11 protein-coding genes and 1 tRNA gene are annotated in these 18,333 nt (G+C 71.5%); 10 read left to right on the top strand and 2 right to left on the bottom strand.

Translation table 11 applies throughout. The features are described 5' to 3' along the window. Positions 1-24: 24 nt before the first annotated feature. The 4 genes from ACI2L1_RS09270 to ACI2L1_RS09255 all read left to right on the top strand — a co-directional run bounded on the left by ACI2L1_RS09270 (position 25) and on the right by ACI2L1_RS09255 (position 8,385). The gene (locus ACI2L1_RS09270) at positions 25-1,659 is read left to right on the top strand and encodes a TIGR02677 family protein (protein ID WP_404738681.1); all 1,635 of its coding nucleotides are present in this window, start codon (positions 25-27) and stop codon (positions 1,657-1,659) included. Continuing rightward, a complete protein-coding gene (locus ACI2L1_RS09265; RefSeq protein WP_404738680.1) occupies positions 1,652-2,878 on the top strand; it encodes a TIGR02678 family protein in 1,227 nt (408 codons plus the stop codon). Before ACI2L1_RS09270 ends, ACI2L1_RS09265 begins: the two co-directional genes overlap by 8 nt. 61 nt (positions 2,879-2,939) lie before the next feature. After that, a complete protein-coding gene (locus ACI2L1_RS09260; protein ID WP_404738679.1) occupies positions 2,940-7,091 on the top strand; it encodes a TIGR02680 family protein in 4,152 nt (1,383 codons plus the stop codon). A 28-nt stretch (positions 7,092-7,119) separates the two neighbouring features. Then, positions 7,120-8,385: a TIGR02679 family protein gene (locus ACI2L1_RS09255; protein WP_404738678.1), complete on the top strand. Its 1,266-nt coding sequence runs from the start codon at positions 7,120-7,122 to the stop codon at positions 8,383-8,385. A gap of 264 nt (positions 8,386-8,649) precedes the next feature. Here ACI2L1_RS09255 and ACI2L1_RS09250 read toward each other — a convergent pair. Further along, a tRNA-Arg gene (locus tag ACI2L1_RS09250) sits at positions 8,650-8,722 on the bottom strand. Positions 8,723-9,043: 321 nt separating this feature from the next. On the opposite strand from ACI2L1_RS09250, the gene ACI2L1_RS09245 reads away from it, so the two are divergent. From ACI2L1_RS09245 to ACI2L1_RS09225, 5 genes are all read left to right on the top strand, one after another. Continuing rightward, a complete protein-coding gene (locus ACI2L1_RS09245) occupies positions 9,044-10,651 on the top strand; it encodes a dynamin family protein (protein WP_404738677.1) in 1,608 nt (535 codons plus the stop codon). A gap of 3 nt (positions 10,652-10,654) precedes the next feature. Further along, positions 10,655-12,772 (top strand): GTPase, encoded by a 2,118-nt coding sequence (locus tag ACI2L1_RS09240; RefSeq protein ID WP_404738676.1) that lies wholly within the window; start codon positions 10,655-10,657, stop codon positions 12,770-12,772. 220 nt (positions 12,773-12,992) lie between these two features. Beyond that, positions 12,993-13,454, top strand: a complete 462-nt coding sequence (locus ACI2L1_RS09235; protein WP_404738675.1) for a single-stranded DNA-binding protein — start codon at positions 12,993-12,995, stop codon at positions 13,452-13,454. Positions 13,455-13,719: 265 nt separating this feature from the next. Beyond that, positions 13,720-15,132 carry a TQXA domain-containing protein gene (locus ACI2L1_RS09230; protein WP_404738674.1) on the top strand — a complete coding sequence of 471 codons (1,413 nt, stop codon included), beginning with the start codon at positions 13,720-13,722 and terminating at the stop codon, positions 15,130-15,132. Between the two features lie 33 nt (positions 15,133-15,165). Next, the gene (locus tag ACI2L1_RS09225; protein ID WP_404738673.1) at positions 15,166-15,549 is read left to right on the top strand and encodes a hypothetical protein; all 384 of its coding nucleotides are present in this window, start codon (positions 15,166-15,168) and stop codon (positions 15,547-15,549) included. Positions 15,550-15,830: 281 nt separating this feature from the next. On the opposite strand, the gene ACI2L1_RS09220 is transcribed toward ACI2L1_RS09225, so the two are convergent. After that, on the bottom strand, positions 15,831-16,403 hold the full coding sequence (locus ACI2L1_RS09220) for a hypothetical protein (RefSeq protein WP_404738672.1): 573 nt from the start codon (positions 16,401-16,403) through the stop codon (positions 15,831-15,833). 264 nt (positions 16,404-16,667) lie between these two features. Here ACI2L1_RS09220 and ettA point away from each other — a divergent pair, with 264 nt between their 5' ends. Next, positions 16,668-18,332, top strand: a complete 1,665-nt coding sequence (gene ettA / locus ACI2L1_RS09215; protein WP_404738671.1) for an energy-dependent translational throttle protein EttA — start codon at positions 16,668-16,670, stop codon at positions 18,330-18,332. Position 18,333 lies beyond the last annotated feature (1 nt).

The following is an 18,333-nucleotide window of genomic DNA, read 5'->3' as shown; positions in this document are numbered from 1 at the left end:
GGCCGCGAGGACCATGGACGTGCTATGACGTCCCCAGCAGCCGGTTCCGAAGGACACGCCGATCGCGCGGACGGCGCCGCATGTGCCGACTACGGCCCCTTCGCGCACCTCACCGTTCCCAACACCGCCCTCTACCGCAGTGTGATGCGTGTGTTCACGGAGGCCAAGGAGCGCTTCGCGGTGCACCTGCGGCCGGAGGACGTGTACGCGGCGCTGACGGCGCACGAGCGGCCCTCGGATGTCGACGCCCTCACCAAGGCGCTCGACAGCCTGGCCGACTGGGGCAACCTCCGCGCCGACCCGGACACGGCCCGGGTCACGACTCCTGAGGACTTCTACCGCAAACGCTTCATCTACCAGCTCACCCAGGCCGGGGAGGCCGCCGAGGCCGCGCTGGGCACGTACGAGGCGACGCTCGGCCGGCGGGGCGAACTCCAGGCCGTCGCGCTGCACGACATCGTCGGCCAGTTGCACGCCCTGCTCGTCATCGCCGCGCAGGACGAACCCGACCCGGCGAAGACCCACCTCACCCTGGTGGCACTCACCGAACGCTTCACCGCCCTCGCCGACAACGCGCGCGCCTTCATGGGCTCCCTGCAACGCACCATCGACCTGCACGGCGTAGAGGTGGACGCCTTTCTCGCCTACAAGGACCGTCTGATCCAGTACCTGGAGCGGTTCATCCAGGACCTGATCACGCTGGGCGGCCGGATCGCCTCGCTCATCGGGACGCTCACCGAACAGGGCTGTGTGGAGCTGCTGTTGCGCCTCGCGGCGGGCCGGGAGGCTGTTGACGCGGCCCCTGGCGAGGCGGAAGCGGCCGAAGGGGAGGCGTACCGGCGCTGGCGGGTCCGCTGGCGCGGGCTCGCCGACTGGTTCGTGTCGGAGGAGGGCCGGGAGTCGCAGGCCGGTCTGCTGCGCCGACGGGCGCTCGGGTCGATTCCGCAACTCCTTTCTGTCGTACGCCAGTTGAACGACCGGCGGGCGGGCCGGACGGACCGTTCGGCGGACTTCCGGGAGCTGGCCCGCTGGTTCGCCGAAGCCCCCGACGACGAGGCACGGCACCGCCTGTGGCGGGTGGCGTTCGGACTGCACCCCGCGCGGCACCTGACCGTGGACGGCGACACCCTGGCGGCCCGCGCGGCCGACCCGGTGCCCGCCACCACCCGTTGGCGGGAGGCCGAACCGGTCCGCATCAGCCCACAGTTGCGCCGCACCGGCAGCTACGAACGCCGGGGCAAGCCCCGCCGGGTGGCCGACCGCACTGAGGCCCGTCGGCAACTGGCCGAACTCGCCGCGCGGCAGGCCCGACAGACGGCTGAGGCCCGCGCGGCGCTCGCCACCGGCGGGGAGACACGGCTGTCCTGGCTCGGCGAACTGGACCCGACAGCCTTCGCCCTGTTCCTGCGGCTGCTCGGCGACGCGCTCTCGACCTGGCGGCCCGGTATGACCCGCACGGTGACCACCAGCGGCGACGGCTCGATGGAGATCCGGCTGATCGCCCTCGACGACGGGAGCCGGGCTGAGATCCGCACCCCGGTCGGCGTGTTCCGGGGGCCGGACCACCTCGTGGAGATCGTCGACCTGACCGAGGTCCGCCGGGACGACGGCCCCGTGGACCGTACGCCGCCCGACGACCCGGAGGGTTTCCATGGCTGAGCAGCTCGCCGAGGTACTGGAAGGCCAGCGGGCCGCCGACCTCCAGAAGGCGGCCCGCGCCCTGTTGAAGGAACCGCTGCTGACGGTGGACGGACCGTACCCGGACGAGTTCCGCCTGGTCCGCCGGTACGAGACGGAGCTGCGCGAGTGGTTCGACCGTAACGTCGGCTGGTCCCTGCGAGTGGACGCGGAGGCGGCCCGGCTGCGCAAGAACCCGGGCACACTCACCGACGCCACCCACCCGGCCCGGGAGCCGAGCCGCGCGGCCATGCCCTTCACCCGCCGCCGCTACGTGCTGCTCTGCCTGACCCTGGCCTCCCTCGAACGCGGCGAGACACAGGTCGCCCTGGGCAGGCTCGCCGAGCAGGTGGTGCTGGCCGCCGCCGACCCCCATCTGGCCGACGCGGGCATCACGTTCACCCTGGAGCGCCGGGACGAACGCCTCGACCTCGCCGCCGTCGTACGGCTGCTGCTGCGGTTCGGAGTGCTGCGCAGGGTGGCCGGCGACGAGGAGGCGTACGTCAACGGGGCGGGCGATGTGCTCTACGACGTGCAGCGCAGGGTGCTGGCCGGGCTGCTCACGACCCGCCGCGGGCCGTCCATGGTGACCGCCACCGCTCTCGACGACCGGCTGACGGAACTGACCGCTGAGGCCGCGCTGGACAGCGACGAACTCCGGTTCCGGGCGATCCGCTGGAAACTGACCCGCCGCCTGCTCGACGACCCCGTCCTCTACTACGACGAGCTGACCGAGGACGAGCTGTCCTACCTCACCCGGCAGCGCGGTTTCCTCACCGCACGCATCACCCAGATGACCGGACTCGTCCCAGAGGTGCGCGCCGAGGGCATCGCCATGGTCGACCCGCTGGACGACCTCACCGACGTACGCATGCCGGAACAGGGCACCCGCGGGCACATCACACTGCTGCTCGCCGGACACCTGGCCGCACGTGAGGGACGCGTCGGCTGGGAGGATCTGGAGCGCAAGGTGCGCGAACTGGCCGTGGAGTACGGGAGTTTCTGGTCGAAGTCGGTCAAGGAGGCCGGTTCCGAGGGCGAATCGGTCGCCTGGGCCGTGGAACGGCTCGTGGCCCTCGGACTGGTGACCCGGACAGCCGACGGAATCCGGTCCCGGCCCGCACTCGCCCGCTACGCGGTCGGCGTCCCGCAGATCAGGGAGAGCGGAAACCGCGACCGTGACGGTGGAGGCCGCCAGTGACTTTCCAGCCGACCGCTCACCGAATCCCCGTACAACGAAACGCACGACGAAAGGCCCGCCGGTGACCGCACTGCCCACCCCCGCCCCCGGTCGGTGGCGCCCCCTGCGCATCGGGCTCGTCGACCTCTTCCACTACGACGTGGAGGAGTTCTGGTTCCACGACGGCAGGCTCCTGCTGCGCGGCAACAACGGCACCGGCAAGTCGAAGGTGCTCGCCCTGACCCTCCCCTTCCTCCTCGATGGCGACCTCTCTGCCCGCCGGGTGGAACCCGACGGCGATCCAGGCAAGCGCATGGAGTGGAACCTGCTGTTGGGCGGGGAACACCCGCACCCCGAACGGCTCGGGTACACCTGGATCGAGTTCGGGCGCCGGGACGACACGACTGGAGAGGAACACTTCTGCACCCTGCTGTGCGGAATGAAGGCGGTGAGCGGGCGGGGCATCGCCCGGCACTGGTTCGCCGTCACCGACCAGCGTGTGGGCCCCGGGCTCGGCCTCCTGGACGCCACGGGAACCGCGCTGTCCCGGGACCGGCTCGCCGAGGCCGTCGGCGCGCACGGCATGGTCTACGACACGGCCAAGGCGTACCGCAGGGCCGTCGACGAGACCCTCTTCGGCCTCGGCGAGCGCCGCTACGGCGCACTGGTGGACCTGCTGATCCAGTTGCGTCAGCCGCAGCTGTCCAAGCGACCCAACGAAGCGGCGCTCTCCCGCGCGCTCACCGAGGCACTCCCGCCCATGGACCAGGCGGTGATCGCCGACGTGGCCGAAGCGTTCCGGTCCCTGGACGAGGAGAAGGAGGAGCTGCGTGCGGCGAGTGAGGCGGAGCGGGCGGCCACCGCCTTCCTCGACCACTACCGGCGCTACGCGCGCGTCGCCGCCCGCAGACGTTCCCGTTTGCCCCGCAGCGAGCACGCCCGGTACGAGCAACTGCAACGCGACCTGACGCACGCGCACGCCGACCACGAGCGTGCCGTGGCGGAGCGGGCGGCGGCCGAGGAGAGGTCCGGGGCGCTGGAGGAGCGCATCGCCCGCCTCGCCGCGCAGGAAGCGGCGCTGCGGGCCGGCCCGGAGATGCGTGACGCGCGGGCGCTGGAACAGGCAGCGGCCGACGCCTCCCGTACCGCCGCAGAGCGGATCCGAGCCGACGAGGATCTCGGGCAGTCCGAGAGCGCACATCGCCGGGCCGCCGGTCGGCTGGACGCCGCCGGGAACCGGCAGGCCGCCGCCGAGCGGGCGCTGACCGGTCTGCGGAACCTGATCGAGGAGACCGCCCGAGCCGCCCGCATCACCGATCCGCTCGTGCCGGACGGCCCCACAGAGGCCGAACTGCGCCGCACGAGCGGGGAGTCGACGGATCGTCGGCGTCGTACGGTCGAGCACCTGGAGCAGCTCGCGGACCGCGTGGACTGGGCGGAGGCCGAGCGCCGGGCGGCGCTGCGGCGGGCCGACGAGGCGCAGGAGGAGGTCGTGCACAGCGGCGTCCGGCAGGCCGAGGCCGAGGAGAACGCCGCGGGTCAAGGACAGGCCCTGATCGACCGAATCCGCGCACACCTCACCGGCTGCCAGGAGCTGCCGGTCCCCGACCTCCCCGGGCTGCTGGACGGCCTCCAGGACTGGGTGGTCACCCTGGACGGACCCAACCCCGCCCGTGCTACCGCGGCCGGGGCCCACCGGGCACGTGCCGCCGAACTGGCCGACCGCAGCGCCGAACTGAGCCGTCGGCGTGGCGAACTGGCGGACCTGCAGGCGTTGTTCGAGCGCGAGCTGACCTCTCTTGAGCAGGGCGGACAGCCTGTTCCCGAACGGCCTCACACCCGCACACCCGGTGTACGGGAACAGCTGGACGGAGCACCACTATGGCGGCTCGTCGAGTTCCACGACACCGTCGAAGACCACGAACGAGCGGGTTTGGAAGCCGCATTGGAGGCGTCCGGCTTGCTCGACGCCTGGGTCCGGCCGGACGGTACAGCGGTGGCGGCGGACGGCCATGACGTTCTCCTGGAACCGAACGCGGCCGTCTTCGGGCTGACTCTCGCGGATGCGCTGCGGCCGGCGGTGGATCACGGCGACGGGTGGGCGGCCACCGTCGGTGAGCCGGTGGTGCGACGCCTGCTCGCCGCGATCGGCCTGGTGCCGGGTGGCGGTGAACCTCCCGAAGCCCGCGTCGCGGGATCCTGGGTGTCCGGCGACGGCCGCTTCCGGACCGGCGCGCTGACCGGGAGCTGGACCAAGCCTGCCGCCGAGTACGTGGGCGAGGGCGCGCGGGAGGCGGCCCGCCGGTCACGGATCGAGGAACTGCACGCGGAACTCGCCGCTCTGGGCGAGCGGACGGAGGCGGTACAGGACGCGCTGCGGGCGATGGCCCTGCTCCGCCGTACCCTCGACGACGAACTGGCGTCCTTCCCCGACGACGACGCCCTACGCACCGCCCACGCGCTCGTTGCGGCGGCCGTGGATGCCACGCACCGGGCCCGCGCGCGGCACGAGGAACGGACCCTGGATCTGGCCGAGGCAATCCGCGTCGCGGACTCGGCGACGGCGGCACTGACCGACACCGCCGCCGAGGTCGGGCTCCCCGCCGACCGAGAGGCCCTGGCCGCGGTAAGACGGGCCCTCACCGAACTCGCCACACTGCTGGCCACGTTCTGGCCCGCCCTGCGGGAGCGGGCCGAGGCAGGGAGGGCCGTCGCCACCGAGCGGACGGAGACCGACCAGGCCGCGGCACGGACCGCCGAACTCGCGGCACGCGCCGGTGAGGCCGCCCGTGCCGCGGACACGGCCGACGAACGCCATACGACGCTGCTCTCCACCGTGGGCGCCGCCGTCGCCGAAGTCCAGCGACGCCTCGCCGAGACTGTCGCGGCGACGAGGAACTGCACGGACGACCTGAAGGCGACCCGGAAGGTCTGGACCGACGCCGACCGGCTGGCCAGTCACGCCGAGGGCCGTACCGAACAGCTCGGCAAGGACCTGACCGAGGCGACCGCGGCCCGGGAACGGGCTATCGCCGCCCTGCGCCGCTTCGCCGCGACCGGACTGCTGGACGTGGCCCTGCCGGGAAGCGACGTCCCGGAGACGGACACCGAGGCCGGGGCCTGGGCGGCCACACCCGCGATCGCCCTGGCCCGCGCCGTCGAGGCGGGACTCTCCGGCGTCGACGACTCGGACGGCGCCTGGGAGCGCGTGCAGAAGCGGTTGAGCGAGGAGTTCGCCCGGCTCCAGGACGCCCTGTCCCGCAACGGGCACAGTGCCTCCGCGTATCCGAGTGAGGACGGGATGCGCGTCGACATCGTGTACCAGGGACGCGAGCGGGCCGTCCCCGAGATCAGCGAGGCGCTCGCCGCGGAGGTCGAGGAGCTGACCCGGATCCTGTCCGCGCACGAGCGCGAGGTGCTCGAAACCCACCTGATCACCGAGGTCGCCGGCACCCTCCAGGAGCTGATCGGCGCCGCCGAACGGCAGGTCCGGGCCATGAACGCGGAGCTGGAGGAGCGACCCACCTCGACCGGGATGCGGCTGCGGCTGGTGTGGCGGGGCTCCCGCAAGGCGCCGCAGGGGCTCGCACAGGCCCGCGAGCGGCTACGGCAGTCCGCGGACGCCTGGTCTCCCGAGGACCGGGCGGCGGTCGGGGAGTTCCTGCAGGCGCAGATCGCCCGCCAGCAGGCCGACGGCAGTTCCGGCAGCTGGCTGGAGGACCTGACCGTCGCGCTCGACTACCGTGCCTGGCACGAGTTCGGCATCGAGCGACAGCAGCACGGCAAGTGGGTCTCCGCCACCGGGCCCGCCTCGGGCGGGGAGCGCGTACTCGCCGTGTCCGTACCCCTGTTCGCGGCGGCGTCCTCGCACTACGCGAGTGCGCGGGCGCCGTACGCTCCCAGGCTGGTCACGCTCGACGAGGCGTTCGCCGGAGTGGACGACGACTCCCGGGCCAAGTGCCTCGGCCTGCTCCACGCCTTCGACCTCGACGTCGTCATGACCAGCGAACGCGAGTGGGCCTGCTATCCGCAGGTTCCGGGCATCGCCATCGCGCAGCTCTCGCGGGTCGACGGGATCGCGGCGGTCCTGGTCACCCGGTGGGAGTGGGACGGCACCGAGCGTATGCGTGGTGCGGAGCCGGACGGCACCGGGTGGGAGGCGACAGTGGCTGTGGACGGCGGCCAGGGGAGATCAGCCATCGGCGCGCAGGCCCAGGAGTCACTGTGGACATGACTGAAACGGTGGCCATGAAGCGGTGGACATGACCGAAAACGCCGAGCGACCCCCGAAAGATGTCGACGAGGAGCGTCTGCGGCGCCTCCTGGGCGGTCCGGAACTGTCCTGGCTGGTCCAGCGCGTCCGTCACCGCATGGCCCACGAGAAGCCGCTCACCGGCACCGCCACGCTCACCGCTCCGACAGAGGCCCAGAGGCGCGCGGCCGAACGCCTGCTGGGGCGCGGCCCGAGCGAGGGCTCGCTGACCGTACGGCTGGAGGACGTGGACGCGGTGTTGCGCCGTTCCGGGGTGAGCCTGGACGGTCTCGCCACCGCTGTCGTCGCCCTGACCGGCCGGGTGGACCCGGTCGTCGAGCGGAGGGCCAGGGAGGCCCGAGCGTGGGAGTGGGCGTACGCTCCGCTGCGGCTGCTCGGACCTGACCTGGCGGATTGGGCGGCGCGGGTGACCGGTAGCGGCCAGGTGCGACGACTCGCCCGTACTCCGGAAGCCTCGCGTGTCCTCCTGGAGAACGCCGTCAAGGCGCTCGGCGCGCTGCCTGCGGACCCCGCCGTTTCCGTCACGGCTTTCGCGGCACAGGTCCTCGGAGACGCCCACGCCCTGGACGACGGAAGACCGTTGACGACCGTCGTACGGTCCGCGGCGCACGCGCTGACCGGGATTGCGGAGGAGAAGGGGACCCGTCGACAGCGACAGGTGTGGGCCTCGGTGGGGCTCCTGAAAGACGACGTGTCGTCGACGGTTCTCACCCTCAATCTTCGTGGCACACCAGCCCTGGACTGGATGGCGGACATGGGGGAGCCCGTGGTGCTGACCCTGCGCCAGCTGGTCCGGCAGCCGATGGCCCCGACAGCTGCAGAAGCACGGACCGGCCTAGAGCGGATTCGCGTGTGTGAGAACCCGACCGTCCTCGTGGCGGCGGCGGAAGCGTTCGGGCCGGAATGCCCGCCCATGGTCTGCGTCCAGGGTCAACCGTCCGCCGCGGCGCTCACCCTGCTGCGCCGGATGCACGACCGGGGAACAGCCCTCATGTACCACGGGGACTTCGACTGGGGCGGTCTGCGCATCGCCTCGAGACTGCTCCGGAGCGTTCCGTGGTCTCCCTGGCGTTTCACGACCGCCCACTACCGTGCCGCCGTCGCTTCGGGTCTCAGTTCGCTGGACCTGACCGGAACACCGACCGACGCGCCCTGGGACCCGCCTCTCGCGCAGTCGCTTGCCGAACTGGGCGTCCGCATAGAAGAAGAGACCGTCCTTGACGACCTCTTGGGCGATCTCAAGCCAGTTCGCTGAGATGGGGAGAACTGGGCAGGTGCCGCTTTGGCGCCTGCTCGATATTTTCCCAATGGAGCGTCAGAATGGCTCTGACCAGGCGTTACTCGCCCGCAGACGGTGACTGGCTGTGGAGTGACTCCCGAACCCGGGGACGTACGTGGGACGGGGAGCCTGATTCAGGGGTGCGAAGCAGGGCAAAACGGGCATCCCCGGCAACGAAAAAAACCCTCCACGACTGATCTCGTGAAGGGCTGGGAAACGGCTCTGACCTGCAAAAATACGCGCCCCCGGCAGGACTCGAACCTGCGGCCAAGCGCTTAGAAGGCGCCTGCTCTATCCACTGAGCTACGGGGGCCGGGTGTGTGGCCTCTGTCGTGGGTGCCCGGGTGTGGGCTGATCCGTGACGTTGCCGGGGACAAGGATAGGGCTCCCACAACCTTGTCCCTGTTGCTTCGCCTCCGTGGCTCGATGTGGAGGTTCGGTGAAGCGGTCCTGATAATCGCAGGCAGGTACGAATCGTGCATCGCTTTTGGCCGCTCGCGCACCGGGTGTTGTGCACTCGTTATGCCTGGACTGTGCCTGCGTCCCAGTCGCCCCTTCCATCCCTTGTGTCCGGTCGGCGCGCAGACATGCTCATATGCTTCAGAATTCCCCTAAAATTGGGCATTCTTCGCATGTGGTGACCTTGGACGTACGGCCTCAGCTGCTCGACGCACTCTCCGCCCTGCGCGACCGTGTCGCCGCCGCACGCTTCCCGCTGCCCCTGGCGGGGGCCCCACGCGCGCGTGCCAACCGCGACGAACTCCTCGCCCAGCTCGACGACTATCTGGTGCCCCGTCTGAGGGACGCCCAAGCGCCGTTGCTGGCCGTGGTGGGTGGTTCCACCGGGGCAGGCAAATCGACCCTCGTCAACTCCCTTGTGGGGCGGCGGGTGAGCGAGGCGGGCGTGCTGCGGCCGACCACCCGGACACCGGTGCTGGTCTGCCATCCGGAGGACCATCACTGGTTCAGCGGGATGCGTGTACTGCCCGACCTCACACGCGTGTGGGTGCCGCACCGGGAAGCCGGGGACGACCTCCTGCTGCCCGGCGAGAACCCCGCGCGCGTGCTGCGCATCGAGACCGCAGACACCCTCCCGCCCGGCCTTGCGCTCCTGGACGCGCCCGACGTCGACTCCCTTGTCGCCGACAACCGCGTCCTCGCCGCCGAACTGATCTGCGCGGCCGACGTCTGGATCATGGTCACCACGGCCGCCCGTTACGCCGACGCCGTCCCCTGGCATCTCCTGCGCACCGCCAAGGAGTACGACGTCATGCTCGTGACCGTCCTCGACCGGGTGCCGCACCAGGTCGTCTCCGAGGTCTCACGACAGTACGGCGCCCTGCTCACCAAGGCGGGCCTCGGCGAGGTGCCCCGGTTCACGGTGCCGGAGCTGCCCGAGTCGGCCTGGGGCGGCGGCCTGCTCCCGGCCACCGCGGTGGCACCGCTGCGGACCTGGCTCGTCCACCAGGTGCAGGACCCCGCGGCCCGGCGGCACGCCATCACCCGTACGGCCCACGGCATCCTCGCCTCACTCAAGTCCCGGATGCCGGAGCTGGCCGGCGCGGCCGCCGCCCAGTACGCGGCCGCGCTGCGGCTCACCGCGGCCGTCGACGGGGCGTACGACAGCGAGTACGCGCGCCTGCGTGGCCGGCTGCAGGCCGGTGCCGTGCTCGCCGGTGACGCCCTCAAGCGCTGGCGGGCCTTCCCCCTCGACTGCACCGCCGCCGAGCTCCTGGACACCCTCGTGGAGAGCCTGGGCGCCCTCCTGCTGTGCGCGGTCACCGCGGCCGACGAGCGCGTCGACGAGGCCTGGCGGCGCGAACCGGCCGCGGGGGCGCCGGAACTGACGGGCCCTGACCCGGCCCCGGAGCGCGCCGAGCACCGGATCGGGATGGCCGTACGACGCTGGCGGCGGGAGCTGGAGGAATACGCCGAGGACGAGGTCCGCGACCTCGACCGCGGTGCCGCGCCCGACCCCGAGACGGTCGCCGCCCTCGTCGCCATCGCGTTGCTCGGCGGACGCCGGGCACGGGTCGCCGGCGAGGGGCTCGCCGAGCGGATCGGGGCCCACGGCGCGCTGCGGCTGCGGGACCGGGGCGGACGGCTGCTCGCCGACCACCTCGACCAGGTCGTGCACATCGAACGCGAGCGCCGGCTCGCCCCGCTCGACGCACTCGACGTACGCCCCGAACCCCAGGCTGAACTCATTGCCGCGCTGTCCGTACTGCAGAAGGAGAGGTGACCGATGACCGCCGTCACGGACCATGACCACACGGAGCGGACGGAGGACGCCGTGTCCGAGGACGAGCAGAGCCGACGCACCGACGAGCCCGGCGAGGAGCCCTCGGCGAAGACTCCGATCCCGCCGGCGGACCTCCACGCGCGCGTGGAGACGGACGACGGGCGCGTGAACGACGACGACGGGCCCGGGCGCACGAGCGACGGCGACGGGCCCGGGGAGGACGGCGACGGGCCCCAGGAGCCCCGCCAGGGGCGTCCGCGGTCCACGCACGCGTGTGAGGACGCCGATCGCGCCGACGCGGCCCGTCCCGCGCGCGCGGAGGCCGGCCATCCGCGCGCCGCAGCCGACCATGCGCGCGTGTCCGCCGCGGCGCGCTCCGGACGTCCGGTCGATGCCGGCCCCTCCAGCGGCCCCGTCGATCACGACCCCGACTCAGCCGACGCCTGGGACGACGGGCTCATCGCGCGGCGCGTCTCCGCCGAGAACGAGCACGTCGCCGTCGTGGAGGCCCGCGGTCACAACGCGCCGCCGGCCACCCCGCTGGCGTACGAGGGAGCCCTGCGCTCACGTCTGGACGCGCTGCGGGAGCTGATCGGGCTCTCGCGGACCCGCCTGGACAGCCGGACGCTCGCCGAGGCCGGGCAGGTCCTGGACGAGGCGGCCGCCCGGCGCAGGCTCTCCGGGCAGCACACGGTCGTCGCCATCGCGGGCGCGACGGGCAGCGGCAAGTCGCAGCTGTTCAACGCGCTCGCCGGAGTGACCATCTCGGAGACCGGTGTACGACGGCCCACCACCGCCGCGCCGATCGCGTGCAGCTGGAGCGACGGTTCGGCCAGCCTCATCGAGCGGCTCGGCATCCCGCCCCGGCTGCGGCGGCGCCCGTTGCAGAGCGCCGAGACGGAGGCCCAGCTGCGCGGGCTGGTGCTGGTGGACCTGCCCGACCACGACTCGGCCGCCGTCCAGCACCGCGAGCACGTGGACCGCATCCTGGCGCTCGTCGACGCCGTCATCTGGGTCGTCGACCCCGAGAAGTACGCCGACGCCGTGCTGCACGAGCGCTATCTGCGGCCCATGGCAGGGCACGCCGAGGTCATGTTCGTCGTCCTCAACCAGACCGACCGTCTGCCCGGGGAGGCCGCCGAGCAGGTCCTCGACGATCTACGGCGACTTCTCGACGAGGACGGGATCGCGCTGGGGGAGTACGGCGAACCGGGCGCCACCGTGCTCGCCCTGTCGGCGCTCACCGGGGACGGCGTCGGTGAACTGCGGGAGTCGCTCGGTCAGTTCGTCGCCGAGCGCGGGGCCGCGGCACGCCGTATCTCCGCCGACGTGGACGCGGCTGCCTCGCGGCTGAGGCCCGTCTACGCGACCGGGCGGCGCATCGGCCTGAGCGAGGACGCGCGCGACGACTTCGCCGCCCGGCTCGCCGACGCGGTCGGCGCCACCGCGGCGGGCGAGGCCGCCGAACGCGCCTGGCTGCGCAACGCCAACCGGGCGTGCGGAACGCCCTGGCTGCGGCTGTGGCGCTGGTACGAGGACCGGCGGGAGCCTGCCACGGGACGGCTGCCGTTGCGCGCCCAGGCCGACGAGGAGGCGACCGCGCGGCAACGCGTCGAGCAGGCCGTACGAACGCTCTCCGACCGGGCCTCGGCGGGACTTCCCGCGCCGTGGGCGCAGGCGGTGCGGGAGGCGGCCGTACGCGGCTCCCAGGGGCTGCCGGAGGCGCTGGACGAGCTGACGGCCCGGGCCGGGCTGCCCCCGGGCAGGCCGCCGCGTCCGGGCTGGTGGCCGGCTGCCGTACTGGCGCAGGCTTCCATGACGCTTCTTCAGATCGTCGGCGGGCTGTGGCTGGTGGGCCAGATCGTCGGGGTCATGTCGCCGAACCTCGGGGTTCCGGTCCTGCTGATGGTGGCCGGGATCATCGGCGGTCCGCTCGTCGAGTGGAGCTGCCGGATCGCGGCGCGTGGGCCCGCACGGCGGTACGGCGTCGAGGCGGAACGGCGGCTGCGGGAGGCCGCCTCCGCGTGCGGGCGGGCACGGGTCCTGGATCCGGTGGCGGCGGAGCTGCTGCGGTACCGGGAGGTCCGGGAGCAGTACGCAAGAGTTGTCGGAGTGGGGTGACGGGTGTTTCGGGGGGCGGGTGACGGGCGTTCACGTGGATCGGGGCCCTCGTTCGGGTGACGGGGTTTTCCACAGCCCGTGGACGGTCCACAGGGCTCAGCGGGCTCGGCCCGGCGGAGGCAGTCTGGCTTCGCGGCGATCGCGGGGACGCGGTCGGCACGCAGACAGCAGCAGCCGTACGGGACGGGCCCGTACGCATGTCCGGGAGGAGTTCCCTGCGATGAACGAGACGATGATCTGCGCGGTGGGCAACGTGGCGACACAGCCGGTGTACCGGGAGTTGGCCACGGGCGCGTCGGTGCGGTTCCGGCTGGCGGCGACCGCGCGCTATCTGGACCGCGAGAAGAACGAATGGACGGACGGGCACACCAACTTCTTCACGGTGTGGGCCAATCGCCAGCTCGCCACGAACGTGTCGGGATCGATCAACGTCGGTGATCCCGTGGTCGTCCACGGCCGGTTGAAGGTGCGTTCGGAAGGGCGTGAGGGGCAGCCGGCCTGGACCTCGGCCGACATCGACGCGGTGGCGATCGGCCACGACCTGGCGCGCGGGACCTCGGCCTTCCGGCGTGCACAGCGGTCGGAGAGCGTCGTCACCGGTGCGTCCGCGCAGCCGGAGCCGGCCTGGGAGACACCGCCCGGTGAGACCGCGGAGCGACAGGAGGCCGTCGCGGTGACATGACGGCGGGCCGTCGGGGCGGCTCTGACCGAACTGCGGCTTATCGGCGAATCCGTTCCGGACGGCGTCGGTCGATTTGTCGATAAGCCCTGCCGGTGACGGGCCCTGGCGATAACGATTCCGAGTCGGATCGATCTTCCGACAGCATCTCCGGGAAGACGGGTGCGGCCGCGTCCCTAGGATGCCGAACACGGCTCTCGGGGCTACTGATTGTGCTGGTGGGACCGCCACCCCGCTCGTCAACGGGTCCTGCTCGAAGGGGAATTACGTGTTTTCTGCGTTCTCTGCGCTGTCCGTGCGCGGACGGGGGGCGGCTCGCCTCGCGGCCGTCACGCTCGTCTCCGGCCTGCTCTCCGTCGGGGCCACGGTGGCCGCCGCCGGTACGGCGGCCGCGGACGAGACGGCGCAGAACCAGAGAGGGGCGACCGCCACCATAGGAGGCCTGAAGACCTACGGTGACGCGGTGATACACGACACCGACGGCGATCTCCAGGTGTCGGCCGGGCTGTTCGAGATGTCCGTCGAGGGCGGCGGAACCCTGCAGACGTACTGTGTCGACCTCTACAACCCGACGCAGAAGGACGCCAAGTACCACGAGACCGACTGGAGCGGCACCTCACTGGGCGCCAACAAGGGTGCGGGCAAGATCGGTTGGATCCTGCAGAACTCCTATCCCCAGGTCAACGACCTCGCGGCGCTCGCCGCCAAGGCCGGTATCTCCTCGGGGCTGACCGAGCAGGACGCGGCGGCCGGTACCCAGGTGGCGATCTGGCGCTACTCGGACGACGCGGATGTCGACGCCGTGGACCCGCAGGCCGAGAAGCTCGCGGACTACCTGGCCAAGAGCGCCCGTGACCTCGTGGAGCCGGCGGCCTCGCTGACACTCGACCCGCCGGCCGTCTCCGGCCACCCCGGCGAGCTGCTCGGCCCGGTGACCGTGCACACCAACGCGGCCGGCGCGACCGTCACACCACCGGCGGACGCGGCCACGACCGGGGTGCGGATCGTCGGCAAGGACGGCAGGCCGGTGACCTTCGCGGCCGACGGGAGTCAGCTCTACTTCGACGTCCCCGAGGACGCGGCGGCCGGTGCGGCGGACCTCACCGTGCAGGCCTCGACCACCGTGCCGGTCGGCCGTGCCTTCGCCTCCGAGAGCCGCAGCCAGACCCAGATCCTCGCCGGCTCCAGCGAGTCGACGGTCTCGGCGACTGCGAGCGCGACCTGGGCGAAGCAGGGTGCCGTACCGGCCCTGTCCGCGGCCCGCAACTGCACCGAGGGCGGCCTGGACATCACGGCGACCAACCAGGGCGACGAAGAGTTCGGGTTCGAGCTGATGGGCACGGAGTACGCCATCGCGGCGGGCGAGACCCGCACGGTGACCGTCCCGCTCCAGGAGGACCAGGCGTACGACTTCACGATCAAGGGACCCGGCGGCTTCGCGCAGCGCTTCACCGGAGTCCTCGACTGCCGTACCCGCAGCAGCGAGACGGGCACCACCACCCAGACCCTCAGTGAGCCCAGCCCGGCGACGGTGGCCGCCCCCACCGCCGACGTGAACCTCGCCGAGACCGGCGGTTCCGCCACGACCCCGCTGATCGCCGGTACCGCCATCGGGCTGGTCGTGATCGGGGGAGCTGCCCTGGTCCTCACGGGCAGGAAGCAGAACCGGCCTCAGGACTGACCGCGGCGCGTCGGTGCCGGGCAGAATGGCGTCATGACCAAGCCATCCGCATCACCGGCGCGTCACACCTCCTCGGAGTCCGTGCTGTCTCTCTGGTCGCACGACTCGGTGCTGTCGATCGGTTCGGTGGGCTCGGTGCTTTCCATCGGCTCCGTGGGCTCGGCCCTCTCGGTCGGCTCGATCGGCAGCGCCCTGTCCGTCGGCTCGATCGGCTCGGCCCTGTCCCTGATCTCGACGGGCTCATGGCTGAGCACGGGCTCGCTCTTCTCGGCACAGTCGAAGTGGTCGGTGCTGTCGTGGCGCGGCTCCCACGGTCTGATGCGGTCCGCGGGGGCGGTGGCCGTGGCGGGCGCCGTGTTGCTGGCCGCGCGGAGGAGCACCGGTGAACCGCCCTCCGCGGGGAGGGCTCGGCGGTGAGGAGTTGCCGACGGGGCCTCGCGCATGCAGCGCGCTCTGTGCCTCGTTGAGCTTCGAGTCCCGGGAAAGCGCACGGCGTCCAGCCCCGACGTGACTGCACGCGTCCCGGCGTGCACATCGCCGTACCACTTCTCGTGCGCAGACTGCCGGGTCACCCCGGCGACCTCCCCGATCCCGGCCCAGGTCGTCCCCGCTCCCGCTCGGCCACCACGGCTCCGTCCGGCGCCGCAGCTTCTGTTGGGGAGGAGGCGTCGGGCCCAGGGGGTCGTGTCGTCACCGGCTCACGGGTCCAGTCGTGGCGTCCGCCCGGCTTCTTCGACGCCGAGGCATGTACGCATCAGCGTGCGCATGTCCTTCCAGCGCTCCCAGAGCCGTTGGAGATCGGCCTCGATCTCGTCGAAGGAGCCGTTCGCCATCGGGTTCCCCTCCTCCAGGCACTTGATCCGCTGGTAGGCGCCGGCGAGCTCCTTCGCCACGGCGTCCAGCTCGGCGAGTACGAGGGCGGACGCGGTCAGCTGGGCCTCCGCGAACCCGGCGTGATGGGCGTGGCGTGCCGCTTCCAGCTCGTCGCGCGCCGCATTCGTGACCGTGCCGAGGCGGACGTCCCACAGGTAGTTCATGAGCTGGATCCGATAGCGGCGACAGGCCGCATTGGTCGCGACGTAGCAGGCACGACGTTCCGAGAGCCGGGCCTCCTCACGGTCCCGCGCCCACTGTGCCTGCACGGCCTGCCGCTGGCGCTCGAACTGTTCCCCCTGCACCCGCGTCACGATCCGCTGGGAGAAGAGGGGTGCCAGCAAGGTCCCCGTGACACCGACGAGCGCGGCGATCAACGCGGTCAGACCGTCCCCCATGCCTGCCCCCACAGGTCGCCCCGATGTACTTCGACGCTCCGCCTGCATGATGCCCGGGAAGCGGACGTTCCAGCAGTGTCCTGCCCGACGCGGACCCAGTAGGCACCCGGGCGGCGACCTTCGGTGACGGACGCGTCACCGAAGTCGAGACGGAAACCCCAGGTCACAGAGGTCCGCCCATACGGGTTACCACCCAAGCCTGGACCTCAGGCAAGATGGGGTGTATCTCCCCACTGCCGATCTCAAGCTGCCGGACGGTTTCTCTTGGCTGAGTACATCTACACCATGCGCAAGACGCGTAAGGCGCACGGCGACAAGGTGATCCTTGACGACGTGACGCTGAGCTTCCTGCCCGGCGCGAAGATCGGTGTGGTCGGGCCGAACGGTGCTGGTAAGTCCACCGTTCTGAAGATCATGGCGGGGCTTGAGCAGCCGTCGAACGGGGACGCGTTCCTGTCGCCGGGCTTCACCGTCGGCATGCTGCTCCAGGAGCCGCCGCTCGACGAGTCCAAGACGGTCCTGCAGAACGTGCAGGACGGCGCCGCCGAGATCATGGGCAAGCTGCACCGGTTCAACGAGGTCGCCGAGCTCATGGCGACCGACTACTCCGACGCGCTCATGGATGAGATGGGCAAGCTCCAGGAGGACCTGGACCACGCCAACGCATGGGACCTCGACACCCAGCTGGAGCAGGCCATGGACGCCCTGGGCTGCCCGCCCGGCGACTGGCCCGTCACCAACCTCTCCGGTGGTGAGCGTCGCCGCGTAGCGCTGTGCAAGCTCCTCCTTGAGGCCCCCGACCTGCTGCTTCTCGACGAGCCCACCAACCACCTGGACGCCGAGTCCGTCCAGTGGCTGGAGCAGCACCTCGCGAAGTACCCCGGCACCGTCGTCGCCGTCACCCACGACCGGTACTTCCTCGACAACGTCGCCGAGTGGATCCTCGAACTCGACCGCGGCCGCGCCCACCCCTACGAGGGCAACTACTCCACCTACCTCGACACCAAGGCGAGCCGTCTGAAGGTCGAGGGGCAGAAGGACGCCAAGCGCGCCAAGCGGCTCAAGGAAGAGCTGGAGTGGGTGCGCTCCAACGCCAAGGGGCGGCAGGCCAAGTCCAAGGCGCGTCTTGCCCGCTACGAGGAGATGGCCGCCGAGGCGGACAAGATGCGGAAGCTGGACTTCGAGGAGATCCAGATCCCGCCGGGCCCGCGCCTGGGCTCCGTCGTTGTCGAGGTCAACAACCTTTCCAAGGCCTTCGGTGAGAAGGTCCTCATCGAGGATCTCTCCTTCACGCTTCCGCGCAACGGCATCGTCGGGGTCATCGGGCCGAACGGCGCGGGCAAGACCACGCTCTTCAAGATGATCCAGGGTCTGGAGACGCCCGACTCCGGTTCGATCAAGGTCGGCGACACCGTCAAGATCTCCTACGTCGACCAGAGCCGCGAGAACATCGACCCGAAGAAGAGCCTCTGGGCGGTCGTCAGCGACGAGCTCGACTACATCAACGTCGGCCAGGTCGAGATGCCGTCCCGGGCGTATGTCTCCGCCTTCGGCTTCAAGGGCCCCGACCAGCAGAAGCCGGCCGGTGTCCTCTCCGGCGGTGAGCGCAACCGCCTCAACCTCGCGCTCACCCTCAAGCAGGGCGGCAACCTGCTGCTCCTCGACGAGCCGACGAACGACCTCGACGTCGAGACCCTGTCCAGCCTGGAGAACGCGCTGCTTGAGTTCCCGGGCGCGGCCGTGGTCGTCTCCCACGACCGGTGGTTCCTGGACCGAGTGGCCACGCACATCCTCGCCTACGAGGGCGAGTCCAAGTGGTTCTGGTTCGAGGGCAACTTCGAGTCGTACGAGAAGAACAAGATCGAGCGGCTCGGCCCGGACGCCGCGCGTCCGCACCGCGCCACCTACAAGAAGCTGACCCGGGGCTGAT

This window comes from Streptomyces sp. NPDC019531 (assembly GCF_044903305.1).
In the GTDB taxonomy this organism is placed as follows: domain Bacteria; phylum Actinomycetota; class Actinomycetes; order Streptomycetales; family Streptomycetaceae; genus Streptomyces.
This window is presented reverse-complemented; position numbering and strand designations above follow the sequence as displayed.

Bases quoted from the DNA above. Each gene is read 5' to 3' on its own strand.
- ACI2L1_RS09265 (WP_404738680.1), top strand. From the start codon at position 1,652: ATGGCTGAGCAGCTCGCCGAGGTACTGGAAGGCCAGCGGGCCGCCGAC.
- ACI2L1_RS09220 (WP_404738672.1), bottom strand. From the start codon at position 16,403: ATGGGGGACGGTCTGACCGCGTTGATCGCCGCGCTCGTCGGTGTCACG.
- ACI2L1_RS09225 (WP_404738673.1), top strand. From the start codon at position 15,166: ATGACCAAGCCATCCGCATCACCGGCGCGTCACACCTCCTCGGAGTCC.
- ACI2L1_RS09240 (WP_404738676.1), top strand. From the start codon at position 10,655: ATGACCGCCGTCACGGACCATGACCACACGGAGCGGACGGAGGACGCC.
- ACI2L1_RS09255 (WP_404738678.1), top strand. From the start codon at position 7,120: ATGACCGAAAACGCCGAGCGACCCCCGAAAGATGTCGACGAGGAGCGT.
- ACI2L1_RS09235 (WP_404738675.1), top strand. From the start codon at position 12,993: ATGAACGAGACGATGATCTGCGCGGTGGGCAACGTGGCGACACAGCCG.
- ACI2L1_RS09270 (WP_404738681.1), top strand. From the start codon at position 25: ATGACGTCCCCAGCAGCCGGTTCCGAAGGACACGCCGATCGCGCGGAC.